13 protein-coding genes are annotated in these 15,733 nt (G+C 64.6%); 5 read left to right on the top strand and 8 right to left on the bottom strand.

Annotation, left to right across the window (positions count from 1 at the left end; all coding sequences use genetic code 11):
- Entirely contained in the window at nucleotides 1-498 is a 498-nt protein-coding gene (locus JQX08_RS15015) for a DUF934 domain-containing protein (RefSeq protein ID WP_205349207.1), read from the bottom strand.
- On the bottom strand, nucleotides 482-2,140 hold the full coding sequence (locus JQX08_RS15010; protein WP_205349206.1) for a nitrite/sulfite reductase: 1,659 nt from the start codon (nucleotides 2,138-2,140) through the stop codon (nucleotides 482-484). Before JQX08_RS15010 ends, JQX08_RS15015 begins: the two co-directional genes overlap by 17 nt.
- 452 nt (nucleotides 2,141-2,592) lie before the next feature.
- Between JQX08_RS15010 and JQX08_RS15005 the strand changes: the two genes are divergently transcribed.
- Nucleotides 2,593-3,696, top strand: a complete 1,104-nt coding sequence (locus JQX08_RS15005; protein ID WP_205349205.1) for an ABC transporter substrate-binding protein — start codon at nucleotides 2,593-2,595, stop codon at nucleotides 3,694-3,696.
- Here JQX08_RS15005 and JQX08_RS15000 read toward each other — a convergent pair.
- Nucleotides 3,693-3,911 (bottom strand): DUF2970 domain-containing protein, encoded by a 219-nt coding sequence (locus tag JQX08_RS15000; RefSeq protein ID WP_205349204.1) that lies wholly within the window; start codon nucleotides 3,909-3,911, stop codon nucleotides 3,693-3,695. The two genes, JQX08_RS15005 and JQX08_RS15000, sit on opposite strands and share 4 nt — an antisense overlap.
- 58 nt (nucleotides 3,912-3,969) lie before the next feature.
- Nucleotides 3,970-5,010, bottom strand: coding sequence for an RNA methyltransferase (locus JQX08_RS14995; protein WP_205349203.1), 1,041 nt, complete (start codon nucleotides 5,008-5,010; stop codon nucleotides 3,970-3,972).
- Nucleotides 5,011-5,119: 109 nt separating this feature from the next.
- Between JQX08_RS14995 and JQX08_RS14990 the strand changes: the two genes are divergently transcribed.
- Nucleotides 5,120-5,422, top strand: a complete 303-nt coding sequence (locus JQX08_RS14990) for a DUF1883 domain-containing protein (protein ID WP_205349202.1) — start codon at nucleotides 5,120-5,122, stop codon at nucleotides 5,420-5,422.
- A gap of 6 nt (nucleotides 5,423-5,428) precedes the next feature.
- Here JQX08_RS14990 and JQX08_RS14985 read toward each other — a convergent pair whose 3' ends face one another.
- Nucleotides 5,429-6,082, bottom strand: coding sequence for a potassium channel family protein (locus tag JQX08_RS14985; protein WP_205349201.1), 654 nt, complete (start codon nucleotides 6,080-6,082; stop codon nucleotides 5,429-5,431).
- Nucleotides 6,083-6,194: 112 nt separating this feature from the next.
- Complete coding sequence (metH, locus tag JQX08_RS14980; RefSeq protein WP_205349200.1) at nucleotides 6,195-9,893, bottom strand: methionine synthase; 3,699 nt, start codon at nucleotides 9,891-9,893, stop codon at nucleotides 6,195-6,197.
- A 178-nt stretch (nucleotides 9,894-10,071) separates the two neighbouring features.
- On the opposite strand from metH, the gene JQX08_RS14975 reads away from it, so the two are divergent.
- The 3 genes from JQX08_RS14975 to nfuA all read left to right on the top strand — a co-directional run bounded on the left by JQX08_RS14975 (nucleotide 10,072) and on the right by nfuA (nucleotide 14,241).
- Nucleotides 10,072-12,354 (top strand): fatty acid cis/trans isomerase, encoded by a 2,283-nt coding sequence (locus tag JQX08_RS14975; RefSeq protein WP_205349199.1) that lies wholly within the window; start codon nucleotides 10,072-10,074, stop codon nucleotides 12,352-12,354.
- A gap of 210 nt (nucleotides 12,355-12,564) precedes the next feature.
- A complete protein-coding gene (locus JQX08_RS14970; protein WP_205349198.1) occupies nucleotides 12,565-13,587 on the top strand; it encodes an acyltransferase family protein in 1,023 nt (340 codons plus the stop codon).
- A gap of 69 nt (nucleotides 13,588-13,656) precedes the next feature.
- The gene (nfuA, locus tag JQX08_RS14965) at nucleotides 13,657-14,241 is read left to right on the top strand and encodes a Fe-S biogenesis protein NfuA (RefSeq protein ID WP_205349197.1); all 585 of its coding nucleotides are present in this window, start codon (nucleotides 13,657-13,659) and stop codon (nucleotides 14,239-14,241) included.
- 49 nt (nucleotides 14,242-14,290) lie between these two features.
- On the opposite strand, the gene JQX08_RS14960 is transcribed toward nfuA, so the two are convergent.
- Both JQX08_RS14960 and JQX08_RS14955 read right to left on the bottom strand, forming a co-directional pair.
- Nucleotides 14,291-15,460: an MFS transporter gene (locus JQX08_RS14960; protein WP_239482202.1), complete on the bottom strand. Its 1,170-nt coding sequence runs from the start codon at nucleotides 15,458-15,460 to the stop codon at nucleotides 14,291-14,293.
- A gap of 16 nt (nucleotides 15,461-15,476) precedes the next feature.
- On the bottom strand, nucleotides 15,477-15,731 hold the full coding sequence (locus JQX08_RS14955; protein ID WP_205349195.1) for a DUF1272 domain-containing protein: 255 nt from the start codon (nucleotides 15,729-15,731) through the stop codon (nucleotides 15,477-15,479).
- Nucleotides 15,732-15,733 lie beyond the last annotated feature (2 nt).

The raw sequence follows: 15,733 nt of genomic DNA, 5'->3' as shown, positions 1-15,733 counted from the left end.
TCAGGCGCGGCGGCGGAACAGCGGCAGCGGCTGGTCGGTGGAGGCCTGATAGACCTCGGAGAACTCCTCGAAGGCCTTGATGGCGTCCTCGGCGTCCTTGTCGGCGCGCAGCGCGAATGCGTCGAAGCCTACGCGCTTGTAGGAGAACAGCTGGTCGCGCAGCACGTCACCGATGGCGCGCACTTCGCCCTTGTAGGCGTAGCGGTTGCGCAGCAGGTACGCGGTGGAGCAGTGGCGGCCGTCGGTGAAGCTGGGGAAGTTCAGGGCGATGACCTGGAAATCGTCCAGGTGGTCGGCGATCTCTTCGATTTCCTCGTCGGCGTCCAGCCAGACGCCCAGGCCGCCGTCGCGGGCCTTGAGCGCATGGCTGTGTTCGCGCCACAGGGCCAGCGGCACGATGTAGTCGCCGCAGTTGGGCAGACCATCCAGGCTCGCGTCCTTGGGCAGCAGGTGCCAGGTTTCGTCGAGCACCTGGCCGTTTTTAATGATTCGCTGCATACACGCGCTCCTTGAACGGATCGATACCGATACGGCGGAAGGTATCGAGGAAGGTTTCTTCTTCGGTGCGTTGCTCGACGTACACCTTGATCAGTTTGTCGACGACATCCGCCATGTCTTCCTGGGCGAAGGACGGGCCGAGGATCTGCGCCAGGCTGGCGTCGCGAGCGCCGCTGCCGCCGAGGGAGACTTGGTAGAACTCCTGGCCTTTCTTGTCCACGCCGAGAATGCCGATGTGGCCGACATGGTGGTGGCCACAGGCGTTCATGCAGCCGGAGATGTTCAGGTCGATATTGCCGATGTCGAACAGGTAGTCGAGGTCGTCGAAGCGACGCTGGATGGCTTCGGCCACCGGAATCGACTTGGCGTTGGCCAGCGAGCAGAAATCGCCGCCCGGGCAGCAGATGATGTCCGTCAGCAGGCCAACGTTCGGCGTGGCGAAGCCGTTTTCGCGCAGCTCACCCCACAGGGTGAACAGCTGCGCCTGCTCGACGTCGGCAAGAATGATGTTCTGGTTATGGCTGTTGCGCACTTCGCCGAAGCTGTAGCGGTCGGCCAGGTCGGCGATCACATTGAGTTGCTTGTCGGTGACGTCGCCCGGTGCGGTACCGGTGGGTTTCAGCGACAGGGTGACAGCCACGTAGCCCGGCTTCTTGTGCGCGAAGGTATTGCGTTGACGCCAGCGCGCAAAGCCCGGGTGCTGCACGTCCAGTGCGGCCAGTTCGGCGTCCTGGTCGCCCAGGGCCAGGTAGGCCGGATCGACGAAGTGTTGGGCGACGCGCTGCACTTCGGCTTCGGTCAGGGTGGTCGGGCCATCCTTGAGATGCGCGAATTCGGCGTTGACCTTCTCGGCAAAGACTTCCGGAGTCAGTGCCTTGACCAGGATCTTGATGCGCGCCTTGTACTTGTTGTCGCGACGGCCGTAGCGGTTGTACACACGCAGGATGGCGTCGAGGTAGCCGAGCAGGTGCGGCCACGGCAGGAATTCGTTGATGAAGCTGCCGACGATCGGGGTACGGCCCAGGCCGCCGCCTACGGAAACGCGGAAGCCCAGTTCACCGGCGGCGTTCTGCACCGCTTCCAGGCCGATGTCATGCACCTCGATGGCGGCACGGTCGCTCACTGCACCGTTGACGGCGATCTTGAACTTGCGCGGCAGGTGGGTGAATTCCGGGTGGAACGTCGACCACTGGCGGATGATCTCGCACCAGGGGCGCGGATCGACCAATTCGTCACGGGCCACGCCAGCGAACTGGTCGGTGGTGGTGTTGCGGATGCAGTTGCCGCTGGTCTGGATCGCGTGCATCTGCACGGTGGCCAGCTCGGCGAGAATGTCCGGCACGTCTTCCAGGTCCGGCCAGTTGAACTGCACGTTCTGGCGGGTACTGATATGCGCGTAGCCTTTGTCGTAGTCACGAGCGATCTTGGCCATCATGCGTACCTGCGTGGACGACAGCAGGCCGTAAGGGACGGCTACGCGCAGCATGGGTGCAAAGCGCTGGATGTAGAGACCGTTCTGCAGGCGCAGTGGGCGGAACTCTTCGCCGCTCAGTTCACCTGCCAGATAGCGGCGGGTCTGATCGCGGAACTGCTTGACGCGGTCCTCGACGATCCGTTGATCGTACTCATCGTATACGTACATAAAGGCTCGATTCTCAGGCTGCTACAGCTATTTCGCGCGCACGGCCGCGCACTCCTGGCGGAGCCGGGCAAGATACCAGCATCAGGGATATGCGCAAAAGTGAAGTTTTAGTATATGAATCAAACTCATGGTGATAAGCCGGGTCCAGACGCTTGAGCGCGGTGCAGGCCTGGTCTTAACTGCAGGAGCAAGCCACCAATAATCACAAGAAGGGGGAAGCCATGACCGATCATTCCGAGCCGGACAGCCAGAACAACGACAGCGTGGTCGATGCGCGTGCGATCTTCGTTCTGATTCTGCTCGTGGTAGCTACCGCGGTGTACTGGGTCAGCCACCAGTAAGCCGCCGACGACGCCCTGGCGGCCAGTTTGGCCGCCAGGGCGTTTTTCATTCACCCGGACAGATGGTGCCAGATTGCCATCACGCGAATCGTTATAATGTGATTCTCATTTATGTCCTGGGCAATTGATGTGAAGCGGGTACTAAGGATTGGTGCGTTTCTCTGGTGCCTTTTCGGTGTGGCGACGGTCCATGCCGCGAGTGTTGCATTCCTCAATCCCGGTCGTGCCGACGAGCCCTTCTGGCGCGACTATTCACGCTTCATGCAGGCGGCTGCCAACAACCTCGGCATGCAGCTGGACATCTACTACTCGGAGCGTGACCGCCATCGAATGGTCGACCAGGCGCGCCAACTGCTGAGCGGTGCGCAGCGTCCCGACTACCTGCTGTTCGTCAACGAAGAATATGCCGCCCCTGAGATTCTGCGGCTGTCCAAGAGCAGCGGGGTCAAGCTGTTCCTGCTGCACAACAGTCTCACCGCCGATCAACAGCAGTTGCTTGGCCAGCCACGCGAGAAGTATGCGAACTGGATCGGCAGCATGGTTGCCAACGACGAGGAAGCCGGCTTCCTGATGGCGGACCAGCTGATTCGCGAGTATCAGGCCCGGCATGGGAAGGGCGCGGTGGACCTGCTGGCATTTGCCGGGATGCGCCTGACGCCAGTCAGCCAAGCGCGCGAGCAAGGCATGCGCAGGGCGTTGGCTGCGTACCCAGAGGTCAAGCTGCGGCAGATGGTGCTGGGCGACTGGAGCCGTCAGCGCGCCTACGAGCAGGCGCAGCAGTTGCTGCCGCGCTACCCGCAGACGCGGCTGATCTGGTCGGCCAATGACGAGATGGCGTTCGGTGCTATGCGCGCGGTTCAGGAGCGTGGCGGCGTACCCGGCAGCGATGTGCTGTTCTCGGCCTTGAACAGTTCGGCCGAAGTGCTGCAGGCGCGCATGGATGGCCGGGTGTCGGCGCTAGTGGCCGGCCACTTCACCTTGGGTGGTTGGGCGATGGTGTTGTTGCACGACTACGATGCTGGCGTTGACTTTGCCGCGCACGGTGGCATCGATCGGCGCGAGCCCTTGTTCAGGCTGTTCGACAAGGCGCAGGCGCAACGGCTTCTGCAGCATGTGCAGAAGCGTGGCTACGACCTGGATTTCCGGCGTTTCAGCCTGGTCGGGCGCAAGGGCGCAACGGATTACCAGTTCTCCCTGCAGCCGCTACTGGACTAGATGCCGGCCAGGTGCAGGATCAGTTTGACCAGGCCGAACAGCAGCAACACGAACACTCCGGTGAACAGCAGCCCCATCAGGATGAAGTGACTGGGCTTGCCCTGGCTGAAATCGCGCGCGCGGTTCTTGCCGCTCTGCACGCCGAACGCGGCGGCCAGCACGCTGTGCAGCATCTGCCAGAAGGTCAGGGGCTTGTGGTCGGGTTCTTGGGACATGCTTCCTCCGAGTTCCGCTCTAGGCATGATAGGCGGGCTCGCAGGGTTGCGCTCGAGGTCAGGACTGGCGCAGGTGCAGGCGCTTGGTGTTGACCAGCTCGACGGCCCGCGCGCGTAGCTGGCCGCAGCCGCCTTCGACGTCCTGTCCGGCGGAATTGCGGACCTTGGTCAGCACGCCACGGCTGTGCAGGTAGCGGACCATCTGGACGATGCGCTCGCCGGCGGGGCGCTGGTACTCGTCATCTTCCAGGCTGTTGTAGGGGATCAGGTTCATCACCGCGTATTTGCCCTTGAGCAGGCGCAGGATGCCGTCCATTTCTTCCTGACTGTCGTTGATCCCGGCCAGCAGCGTCCATTGATACTGGATCGGGTAGCCGGTCTGTCGCGCATAGGTTTCACCCAGTTCGACCAGTTCGTCCGGGGTGATGCGCGGCGCCTTGGGCAGCAGCTCGGCGCGCAGATCGGCGCGACTGGTGTGCAGGGACAGCGCCAGCGCCGGCTTGACCCGCTGTTGCGGCAGGCGCTCGAAGGCGCGCAGGTCGCCGACAGTGGAGAACACCAGGTTCTTGTGGCCGATGTTGCCATCGGTGCCGAGTAGGTCGATGGCTTCCAGCACGTTGTCGAGGTTGTGCGCCGGCTCGCCCATGCCCATGAACACCACTTTCTTGACCGGGCGGAAACGTCGGGCCAGGGCGACCTGGGCGACGATTTCGGCGCTACCGACCTGGCGCAGCAGGCCGCTCTTGCCGGTCATGCAGAACACGCAGCCAACTGCACAACCAACCTGGCTGGACACGCACAGGCCGTCGCGCGGCAGCAGCACGCTTTCGACCATCTGGCCGTCGGCCAGACCGACCAGCAAGCGCGCCGAACCGTCTGCGCCGGGGTGTTCCGAACGCAGCTGAGCGAGGTTCTGCAGGTCGGCACTCAGCTGCGGCAGGGCCTCGCGCACGCTGAGCGGCAGGAAACTCTCGCTCGGCTGGTGGCGCGTGCCGTGGTCGAGCGACCGGCCCTGCACCCAGGCACGGATGATCCGCCCGGTGTGCTGTGGCTTGGCACCTGCCTCGGCGAGGCGTTGTTGAATGTCATGGATACGCATGGGGCGCGCATGCTACCACCGCCGCCTGCCAAGTCGTAGCGCCGCTCGGCCAGCTGGCGCGGCTGGCGTGGTATGGTGGCGCCTTGCTTGGACGTGGTTTGGACTACCGATGAAATTCATACACCAGCGCGAACACCTCAACGAAGGCGACCTCGTCGTCATCCAGTGCTCGCAGACCTGCAATATTCGCCTGATGAACGATGCGAACTTCCGCAGTTTCAAGAACGGCGGGCGCCACACCTACCACGGCGGCGCGTTCGAGCGCTTCCCGGCGCGGCTCACCGTGCCCTCCACGGGCTTCTGGAACATCACCCTGGATACCGTGACCCGCCGCGCGATCAGCGTGACGCGCAAACCGAGCATGACCTACTCGATCAAGATCGTCCGTCGCTCGACGCCGCGCTTGAGCTAGGCCGCGTCAGCGCTTGGAGACGGTCAGCGCGATCAGCCGCGAGACCACCAGCGCCAGGTACATCACCCCGGCGAACTCCTCAATCATCACCAGCGAGCGGGCGAAAGGCGTCAGCGGCACGATGTCGCCGAGGCCGACGCCGGACAGCGTGGTGAAGCTGAGGAACAGCAACTCCATCCAGCTGCGCGCGGCTTCCGGATCGAGCTGGGCGCCGAAGCTGCCCGGGCTGATCAGTTGGCAGAAGCTGTACAGGTGGGCGAAGGCCCAGGCCAGCACGGTGAAGGTCGCGCCGACCGCGTACAGCTCGTCGGTGGTGGCGCGCTCGTCCGCGCTCATGTAGGCGATCAGGCTCATGGTCGCGTACAGGTAGAACGCCGCTTCGGCGATGGCGATGAAGGCTTCCAGCAAGCGACTGGTGACCAGCATGTCGACCAGCGACAGCACCAGTACGGCGGCGGCCAGCAGCGCACCGACCCAGGATTGCCCCGGGCTGCGCTTGACCACATGCAGGGCCAGGCCCAGCACCACCAGGCCGAAGGCGCCGAACAGCGCGCGCCCCAGCGCGGTGCCTTCCATCCACGGATAGAGCAGCACGCCCAGCAGCTGAATGAACAGCAGGCCGGCGGAGGGGTGTTCCTTGACGTAGGCGATGGGCGACATGGCGTTCCTGCGCGGGCGGTGGTCTGGCTAGGTCTAGGCGGTGTGCGACTAATCGGTCAAGGCCAAAACGACGATGCCCGCCAGGGGCGGGCATCGTCGTTGGCCTTTGGACTCAGTAGTCGTAGCCCAGGTTCGGCGCCAGCCAGCGTTCGCTGACGGCGAGGTCCTGTTCCTTGCGTTTGCTGTAGCTCTCCACCTGATCCTTGTCGACCTTGCCGACGGCGAAGTACTGCGCCTCGGGGTGAGCGAAGTACCAGCCGCTGACCGCGGCGGCGGGGAACATGGCGTAGTGCTCGGTGAGGGTCACGCCGCTGGTTTCCTGCGGATCGAGCAGCTTGAACAGTGCCGCCTTCTCGGTGTGGTCCGGGCAGGCCGGGTAGCCGGGGGCAGGGCGGATGCCCTTGTACTGCTCCTTGATCAGCGCCTCGTTGTCGAGCCGCTCATCGCGGGCGTAGCCCCAGTACTGCTTGCGCACGCGTTCGTGCAGCCATTCGGCGCAGGCTTCGGCAAGACGGTCGGCGAGGGCCTTGACCATGATCGCGTTGTAGTCGTCGCCCTTGGCCTCGTAGGCCTTGGCCACTTCCTCGGCGCCAATGCCGGCGGTGGTGATGAAGCCGCCGACGTAGTCGGTGATGCCGCTTTCCTTGGGCGCGACGAAGTCGGCCAGCGACAGGTTCGGCTTGCTGTCCGGCTTGATGGTCTGCTGGCGCAGGTGGTGCAGGCGGGCGATGACCTTGCCGTGATCGTCACGCACTTCGATGTCGTCGTGGTTGACCTGGTTGGCCGGCCAGAAGCCGAACACCGCTTTGGCCTTGATCAGCTTCTCGTCGATCAGCTTGGTCAACATTTCCTGGGCATCGTTGAACAGCGAGGTCGCCGCTTCGCCGACCACCTCATCGGTGAGGATGCGCGGGTACTTGCCGGCCAGGTCCCAGGAGATGAAGAACGGTGTCCAGTCGACGTACTTGGCCAGTTCACGCAGGTCGATGTCGTCCAGTACCTGCACGCCGGTGAAGCTCGGCTTCGGCGCGTTGTAGAGGTTCCAGTCGAACGCCGGCTTGTTGGCCAGGGCGTCGGCGTAGCTCAGGCGCTCGGTGCGCGAGGCACGGGCGGCGGTGCGCTCGCGCACTTCGACGTATTCGGCGCGGGTCTTCTCGACGAAGCCGGCCTTGAGTTCCTTCGACAGCAGCTGGGTGGCGACGCCGACCGCGCGCGAGGCGTCGGTGACATACACCACCGCGTCGTTGCTGTACTGCGGGTCGATTTTCACCGCGGTGTGCGCCTTCGAGGTGGTCGCCCCGCCGATCATCAGCGGCAGGTTGAAGCCCTGGCGCTGCATTTCCTTGGCGACGTGGACCATCTCGTCCAGCGACGGGGTGATCAGCCCGGACAGGCCAATGATGTCGCACTTCTCGGCGATGGCGGTCTGCAGGATTTTCTCCGCCGGCACCATCACGCCGAGGTCGACGATGTCGTAGCCGTTGCAGCCGAGCACCACGCCGACGATGTTCTTGCCGATGTCGTGCACGTCGCCCTTGACCGTGGCCATGAGGATCTTGCCCTTGGCTTCCGGCTTGTCGCCTTTTTCCGCCTCGATGAAGGGGATCAGGTGGGCTACCGCTTGCTTCATCACGCGGGCGGACTTGACCACCTGCGGGAGGAACATCTTGCCGGCGCCGAACAGGTCGCCGACCACGTTCATGCCGCTCATCAACGGGCCTTCGATGACCTCGATCGGCCGCGCGCACTGCTGGCGGCACTCCTCGGTGTCTTCGACGATGAACGCGGTGATGCCTTTGACCAGTGCGTGCTCCAGGCGCTTGCCGACCGGCAGGGCGCGCCAGGCTTCGTCTTCGACTTCCTTGACGCTGCCGTCGCCACGGTAGTTGTCGGCGATCGCCAGCAGGGCTTCGGTGCCACCTTCGTGACGGTTGAGGATGACGTCCTCGACCTTCTCGCGCAGTTCCTTGGGAATCTCGTCGTAGATTTCCAGCTGGCCGGCGTTGACGATGCCCATGGTCAGGCCGTTCTGGATCGCGTGGTAGAGGAATACCGAGTGGATCGCCTCGCGCACCGGGTTGTTGCCGCGGAACGAGAACGACACGTTGGATACGCCGCCGCTCGACAGGGCGTGCGGCAGATGATCGCGGATGTAGGCGCAAGCCTCGATGAAGTCGACCGCGTAGTTGTTGTGTTCCTCGATGCCGGTGGCCACGGCGAAGATGTTCGGGTCGAAGATGATGTCTTCCGGCGGGAAGCCGACTTCGTTGACCAGGATGTCGTAGCTGCGCTGGCAGATCTCGCGCTTGCGGGCGGCGGTATCGGCCTGGCCGACTTCGTCGAAGGCCATCACCACCACAGCAGCGCCGTAGCGCTTGCACAGCTTGGCGTGGTGCTTGAACTGCTCGACGCCTTCCTTCATGGAGATCGAGTTGACGATGCCCTTGCCCTGGATGCACTTCAGGCCGGCTTCGATCACTTCCCACTTGGAGGAGTCGATCATGATCGGGACGCGCGAGATGTCCGGCTCACCGGCGATCAGGTTGAGGAACTTGACCATGGCCGCCTGGGAATCGAGCATCCCTTCGTCCATGTTGATGTCGATTACCTGGGCGCCGGCTTCCACCTGCTGCAGGGCGACTTCCAGGGCTTCGGTGTAGTTCTCCTCGCGGATCAGCCGGGCGAACTTGGCCGAACCGGTGATGTTGGTGCGCTCGCCGACGTTCACGAATAGCGAATTGCGGTCGATGGTGAACGGCTCGAGGCCGGACAGGCGGCAGGCCTTGGGGATGTCCGGAATCACGCGCGGCGAGTACTTGGCCACGGCTTCGGCGATCGCCTGGATGTGCGGCGGGGTGGTGCCGCAGCAGCCGCCGATGATGTTCAGCAGGCCCGAGGCAGCAAACTCTTCGACAACTTCGGCCATTTGCGCCGGGGTTTCGTCGTATTCGCCGAAGGCGTTGGGCAGGCCGGCGTTGGGGTGGGCGGACACATGGGTGCCGGCCTTGGCGGACAGTTCGGCCAGGTACGGGCGCAATTCCTTGGCGCCGAGGGCGCAGTTGAGGCCCACGGAGATTGGCTTGGCGTGCGCTACCGAGTTCCAGAACGCTTCGGTGGTCTGCCCGGACAGGGTGCGCCCCGACGCGTCGGTGATGGTGCCGGAGATCATGATCGGCAGTTCGACATTGTCCTCTTCGAACACCTGCTGCACGGCGAAGATCGCCGCCTTGGCATTGAGGGTGTCGAAGATGGTTTCGATCAGGATCAGGTCGGCGCCGCCCTCGATCAGGCCACGGGTGGCCTCGACGTAGTTCTCCACCAGTTCGTCGAAGGTGACGTTGCGGTAGCCGGGGTCGTTGACGTCGGGCGAGATCGAGCAGGTGCGGCTGGTTGGGCCGAGCACGCCGGCAACGAAGCGCGGCTTATCCGGGGTTTCCAGGGTCTTGGCGTCGGCCACCTGGCGAGCCAGCCGCGCGCCTTCGACGTTCAGTTCGTAGACCAGCTCTTCCATGCCGTAGTCGGCCTGGGACACCTTGGTGGCGTTGAAGGTGTTGGTCTCGAGAATGTCGGCGCCGGCGTCCAGGTAGGCCTTCTCGATGGCCTGGATGACGTCCGGGCGGGACAGCAGCAGCAAGTCGTTGTTGCCCTTCACGTCGCTTGGCCAGTCGGCGAAGCGCGTGCCGCGGTAGTCCTCTTCTTCGAGCTTGTAGCTCTGGATCATGGTGCCCATGCCGCCGTCGAGGATCAGGATGCGTTGCTTCAGGGCATGCTGAAGGGCTTGGAGGCGGGCGCTGCGATCGGTGGGAACCATGGAATGAACTACCTAAGTGAGGCGATGACAAAGGGTCGGGATGATAACAAAACCTTAGCCATTTCGAGCTTGTCCGCCATTTGCATGAATCCGGCTCATGTTCACGACTAAAGCCTGGGTCGTGTCAGGGCCCTCGCACCCGCTAGAATCCGTGTGAATCGTCTGTCTGGAGCTGTCCATGCTGTTGCGCGCGCTTGTCGCCCTGTTGTTGTCGCTGTCTGTCCTGATCACCGCGCAAGCCGCCGATGTCTCCTACAGCCGCGAGGTGCAGCCGATCCTCACGCAGAAGTGCGTGGCCTGCCATGCCTGCTATGACGCGCCGTGCCAGCTCAACCTGGGCAGTGGCGAAGGCGTGCAGCGCGGTGCCAGCAAGGCGCTGGTCTACGACGGCGCGCGCACCAAGGCGCAGCCGACCACGCGGTTGTATTTCGATGCGCAGGGCGAGCGAGCCTGGCGGCAGAAGGGCTTCGAGTCGGTGCTCGACGCTCAGGGCGGTCAGGCGGCGCTGATGGCGCGCATGCTCGAGCTGGGCCGCGCCAACCCGCCGACGCCGAATGCCAAGCTGCCGAGCGATCTGGACATTCGCATCGAGCGCAGCAACCAGTGCCCGCTGCCGGGCGAGTTCGACGCCTACGCGAAGAAGTTCGCCCACGCCGGCATGCCGTTCGCCGTGGCCGGCCTCACCGATGCCGAATACGCGACCGTGCAGCGCTGGCTGAAGCAGGGCGCGCCAGTCGATGAGCAGGCGCTGCAGCCGAGCGCCGCCGAACAGCAGCAGATCGCCGAATGGGAAAACCTGCTCAACGCGCCAGGCGCCCGCGAGACGCTGGTCGGCCGCTGGCTGTTCGAGCACCTGTTCCTCGCCCACCTGTACTTCGAAGGCGGCGAAGCCGGGCACTTCTTCCAGCTGATGCGCTCGCGCACACCGAGCGGCCAGCCGATCGACCCGATTGCCACGCGGCGGCCGAATGAGGACCCCGGCAGCCAGTTCTATTACCGCCTGTGGCCGATCCAGGGCGTGATCGTACACAAGACCCACATCACTTATCCGCTGAGTCCACGGAAGCTGGCGCGCACCAAGCAGCTGTTCTTCAGCGGTGACTGGACTGTGGACGCCATTCCCGGTTACGGCGCGCAGCGCCGGGCCAATCCGTTCGAGACCTTCCAGGCGATTCCGGCCCAGGCGCGCTACCAGTTCATGCTGGATAACGCCGAGTACTTCGTGCGCACCTTCATTCGCGGTCCGGTGTGCCGTGGGCAGATCGCCACTGACGTGATCCGTGACAACTTCTGGGCGCTGTTCCAGGACCCGCAGCACGACCTGTACCTCACCGATCCGAACTACCGCGCGCAGGCCACTCCGCTGCTGGCGATGCCCGGCCAGTTCGACGACATCGGCGACGTGCTGGGGCTGTGGAAGACCTACCGAGACAAGCGCAACGACTATGAAGAGCTGCGCAAGGACGCCTACGCCGATGCGCCGCCGCCCGGCTGGGCAGACATCTGGGCGGGCAACGACAATGCCTTGCTGTCGATCTTCCGCCAGTACGACAGCGCCTCGGTGCGCAAGGGGCTGATCGGAGAGATTCCGCAGACCATGTGGCTGCTCGACTACCCGCTGCTCGAACGCACCTACTACCAGTTGGTGGTCAACTTCGACGTGTTTGGCAACGTCTCGCACCAGGCGCAGACGCGCTTGTACTTCGACCTGATCCGCAACGGCGCGGAAGTGAATTTCCTCCGCCTGATGCCGGCCGAGTCGCGCGATGCCTTGCTGTCGGATTGGTACCAGAACAGCGGCAAACTGAAGATGTGGCTGGATTACCAGAGCATCGATGACAACAGCCCGAGTGGCCTGGCGCTGCCGGCTCAGCAGCCGCAGCAGGACTTCGCCAAGCAGTTGCTGCAGCGCTATGCCGGGTTGAACGCGCGACCTGATCCGATCAACCGCTGCACCGACGGCAACTGCTATCGCGGGCGCGCACCGGCGGCGCTGCAGCAGGTCGAGCAGGCGCTGAGCCGCTTGGCCAGCCGGCCGGCCGCCGGCTTGCGGGTGATCAATCAGTTGCCGGAAGCCACTCTGCTGCGTGTCGAGCTGGCCGACGGGCAGCGCGAGATCTACAGCCTGCTGCGCAACCGCATGCACAGCAACGTGGCCTTCATGCTCGGCGAGGACCTGCGCTACCAGCCCGGCCTGGACACCCTGACGGTGTATCCCGGGGTGCTGACCAGCTACCCGAACTTCCTGTTCAACCTGCGCGCCGACGAGGTGCCGGTGTTCGTCGATGCGCTGGCCCGGGTGCAGGACCAGCCGGCGCTGGACAAGGTGGTCGAGCGCTGGGGCATTCGCCGCTCCAACCCGCAGTTCTGGCGTTACTTCAATGACCTCAGCGCCTACCTGCAGGAGACCGATCCGGTTGAAGCCGGGGTGCTGGACATGAACCGCTACGGCAACCTCTGATTGACTCCCGTGCAGCCCTTGCCGCCGGACGCGGCGAGGGTAGGGCACCCTTGTCGGTTTCGTTCGTCGCGCTAACACACGGTTTTTTATCGATCTTTTCCAGAGTGCCGCGGTCGGACCAATAAGGCCGGCCGCGCGCACCGCACCCTCGCAACGCCGCTAAACCCCGATGCCGCTGCGCATCGAGAGCCGTTGGAGGATGTCGACAGCATGCTGGTTTCTTTGCAGGCACTCAGGGCCATTGCGGCGTGGATGGTGGTGATGCACCACGTCATGCAGATTTTTTTCGACTTCAAGGCCAGCAGTACTGCCGGCCAGCTGTTCGTCGATAAGGGCGCGGTGGGCGTCGACATCTTTTTCGTGATCAGCGGTCTGGTGATCTACCTGTCGACCCAGGGCAAGGACATGCCGGTCGGCCGCTTCCTGTTCAATCGCGCCGCGCGGATCGTTCCGGCTTACTGGCTGTACAGCCTGGCGATGGCGCTGATCATCCTGTTCGCCCAGCCGCTGGTGCCGGGGCAGACGTTCGACTGGACGCACTTCCTGCGCTCGCTGCTGTTCATCCCGGCGGAAAATCCCGCCGGCTACGGTCTGTACCCGACCCTCGGCGTGGGCTGGACGCTGAACTACGAGATGCTCTTCTACCTGCTGTTCGCCCTGGTGTTCCTGGTCCCGGAGCGCTTCCGCCTGCTGCTGGTGGCGGCTGCCCTGGTGGCGGTGTGCGAAGGGCTGACGCGCAGCGGCGTGCTGAGCGGCTTCTACCACAACCAGATCGTCTACGAATTCCTGCTCGGCCTGGGCATCGGCATGCTCTACCGGCGCGGCTGGATCGGCCAGGGCCTGTGGCTGCCGTTGCTGATCCTCGGTGCCGCACTGCTGGCGCTCTATCACCTGGACAGCTCGCAGCGTCTGCTGCACTGGGGGCTGCCCAGTGCGCTGATCGTGGTCGCCTGCGTGGCGCTGGAGCCGTATCTGCAGCGCAGTCGGGTGCTCAAGGCGCTCGGCAACTGGTCCTACTCGGTGTACCTGCTGCATGTGCTGGTGCTCAGCCTTGGCTGGTACCTGTGCCGGCGCTTCCAGCTCAACAGCTACCTCACCGTGGCGCTGTGCGTGCCGTTGATCCTCGCCGGTTCCTGGCTCAGCTATGTCTGGCTCGAGCGGTCGCTGTACCAGCGCCTGCAGGGCTGGTGGGATGCGCGGGGCGACGCGCCGGCAGTTGCGAATATTTCTTGACAAAAACACTAGGACTTTTTCGCGCGGGCCGTTTGGCGTAAACTGCGCGCACGTTCGCGAGGAGTTGCCATGAGCGCCATTATTGTTACCGACGCTGCCCACGATTACCTGGCCGATCTGCTGAGCAAGCAGAACACCACGGGCATCGGCATTCGTATCTTCATCACCCAGCCCGGCACCCAGTACGCCGAAACCTGCATCGCCTACTGCAAACCCGGCGAAGAGAAGCACGACGATTCGCCGCTGGCGCTGAAGAGCTTCACCGCTTGGATCGACGCGATCAGCCAACCGTTCCTCGAAGACGCGGTCGTCGACTACGCCACCGATCGCATGGGCGGCCAGCTGACCATCAAGGCGCCGAACGCCAAGGTGCCGATGGTCAACGAAGACAGCCCGCTCAACGAGCGCATCAACTACTACCTGCAGACCGAGATCAACCCGGGTCTGGCCAGCCACGGCGGCCAGGTATCGCTGGTCGAAGTGGTCGACGACGGCATTGCCGTGCTGCAATTCGGTGGCGGTTGCCAGGGCTGCGGCCAGGTCGACCTGACCCTCAAGGACGGTGTCGAGAAGACCCTGATCGAGCGCATTCCCGAGCTGAAAGGCGTGCGTGACGTGACCGACCACAGCAATCGCGAAAACGCCTACTACTAAGGCGCATCGTGCAGCAACAGAAGGCGGCCCTCGGGCCGCCTTCTGCGTTTCAGGGCTGGGCGAGCACGGCGCGGCGGGCCGGCAGCAGCATCAGCAGGGCGATGGCGACCAGCGGCAGGATGGCCAGGTTCACCGCACCCCAGCCGATGCCGTTGACCAGCGCGCCGGACGCCAGCGAGGCGAGGGCGGCGACCGAGCCGTTACCCAGCTCCATCAGCCCCTGGGCCTGGCCCCGCTCGCTGGCGCTATGGCCTTCGCCGAGCAGGGTGGTGCCGGCGACCAGCATCAGGTTCCAGCCGAGGCCGAGCAAAAACGAGCTGAGCAGAAACTGCGCATGACTCACGCCGCTGATGGCGATGCCGGCGCTGACCAGCAGGGTGACGGCACCCAGCACCGCAATGCGGCGGCTGCCGAAGCGGTCGACCAGCGGCCCGGCGACGAACGCGGGCAGGAACATGCCCAGGCTGTGCCACTGAATGACCTGCGCACTGACCTCCACTGGAAAGCCGCAGAAGCGCATGGCCAGCGGGGTGGCATTCATCACCAGAATCATTAGCCCGTGGCCGACCGCGGTAGTGGCAATTGCCGCGCGCACCGCCGGACGACCCAGCAGCTGGCGAATCACCGCGAGCCCGGCGCTGCCTGGCACTGGCGCGGCGCCTTCACGCAGGCAGGCCATAAGCGCCAAGCCGAGCGCAGCGAGCGCTGCCAGAGCCAGGTAGGCGCCGACGAAGGGCAGGCCCACCGCATCCCGCGACCAGAGCAACAGGCTCGGCGCGAGCAGCGCGGCCAGCACGCCGCCGGCGACCACGTAGGCCGTGGCGCGGCCCTTGTGTGCGTCGCTGACCGCCTCCTGGGCGGCGAAGCGGTAGTACATCATCGACGCCTGATAGGCGCCCAGGGCCAGGCAACCGAGGCAGAACAGGCTGAAGCTGGCGACCGTGATGCCCAGCGCGCAGAGCAGGCCGGCCAACACCCCGGCGCTGGCGCCGAGCATCAGCCCCGGGCGGCGGCCGTGGCGCTGCATGAACGAGGACAGCGGCTGCACGCTGAACAGGCTGCCGAGCACCATCAGCGCCAGCGGCAGGGTGGTCAGTGCCGTGGCCGGTGCGAGCTGAATGCCGACCAGCGCCGCCAGGGTGATGTTGATGATCGCGCAGGACCAGTACAGCGCCTGGCCGGCGAACAGCAGGCGAATCGCCGAGTTGTGCAGAAGCAGCATGGGAGTCGCTCCGTCAGGAAGGTTGCAGTACAGCGGCGCAGCCATCCGCCTTGAGCACTCGCTCGGTCGAGGCCGGGTGGCGCTCCAGTGCCGCCCCGCTGCGCGGCGGTCGCGCCAGCAGACGGCCGCCACAGTTGGGGCAGCGCAAGCCGAGGCGTTCGGCGCAGGTCGGGCAGAAGGTGCATTCAAACGAGCAGATCAGCGCTTCTTCGCTGTCGCCGGGCAGGTCGCGGTCGCAGCATTCGCAGTTCGGGCGTAGTTGCAGCATGG

Origin of the sequence: Zestomonas insulae (genome assembly GCF_016901015.1) — a bacterium.
Lineage (GTDB): Bacteria > Pseudomonadota > Gammaproteobacteria > Pseudomonadales > Pseudomonadaceae > Aquipseudomonas > Aquipseudomonas insulae.
This window is presented reverse-complemented; position numbering and strand designations above follow the sequence as displayed.

Excerpts from the sequence above, each read along its gene's own strand:
- nfuA (WP_205349197.1), top strand. The coding sequence starts at position 13,657 with ATGAGCGCCATTATTGTTACCGACGCTGCCCACGATTACCTGGCCGAT.
- JQX08_RS15010 (WP_205349206.1), bottom strand. The coding sequence starts at position 2,140 with ATGTACGTATACGATGAGTACGATCAACGGATCGTCGAGGACCGCGTC.
- JQX08_RS14995 (WP_205349203.1), bottom strand. The coding sequence starts at position 5,010 with ATGCGTATCCATGACATTCAACAACGCCTCGCCGAGGCAGGTGCCAAG.
- JQX08_RS14990 (WP_205349202.1), top strand. The coding sequence starts at position 5,120 with ATGAAATTCATACACCAGCGCGAACACCTCAACGAAGGCGACCTCGTC.
- metH (WP_205349200.1), bottom strand. The coding sequence starts at position 9,893 with ATGGTTCCCACCGATCGCAGCGCCCGCCTCCAAGCCCTTCAGCATGCC.
- JQX08_RS14985 (WP_205349201.1), bottom strand. The coding sequence starts at position 6,082 with ATGTCGCCCATCGCCTACGTCAAGGAACACCCCTCCGCCGGCCTGCTG.
- JQX08_RS14975 (WP_205349199.1), top strand. The coding sequence starts at position 10,072 with ATGCTGTTGCGCGCGCTTGTCGCCCTGTTGTTGTCGCTGTCTGTCCTG.
- JQX08_RS15000 (WP_205349204.1), bottom strand. The coding sequence starts at position 3,911 with ATGTCCCAAGAACCCGACCACAAGCCCCTGACCTTCTGGCAGATGCTG.
- JQX08_RS14970 (WP_205349198.1), top strand. The coding sequence starts at position 12,565 with ATGCTGGTTTCTTTGCAGGCACTCAGGGCCATTGCGGCGTGGATGGTG.
- JQX08_RS14955 (WP_205349195.1), bottom strand. The coding sequence starts at position 15,731 with ATGCTGCAACTACGCCCGAACTGCGAATGCTGCGACCGCGACCTGCCC.
- JQX08_RS15015 (WP_205349207.1), bottom strand. The coding sequence starts at position 498 with ATGCAGCGAATCATTAAAAACGGCCAGGTGCTCGACGAAACCTGGCAC.
- JQX08_RS15005 (WP_205349205.1), top strand. The coding sequence starts at position 2,593 with ATGTCCTGGGCAATTGATGTGAAGCGGGTACTAAGGATTGGTGCGTTT.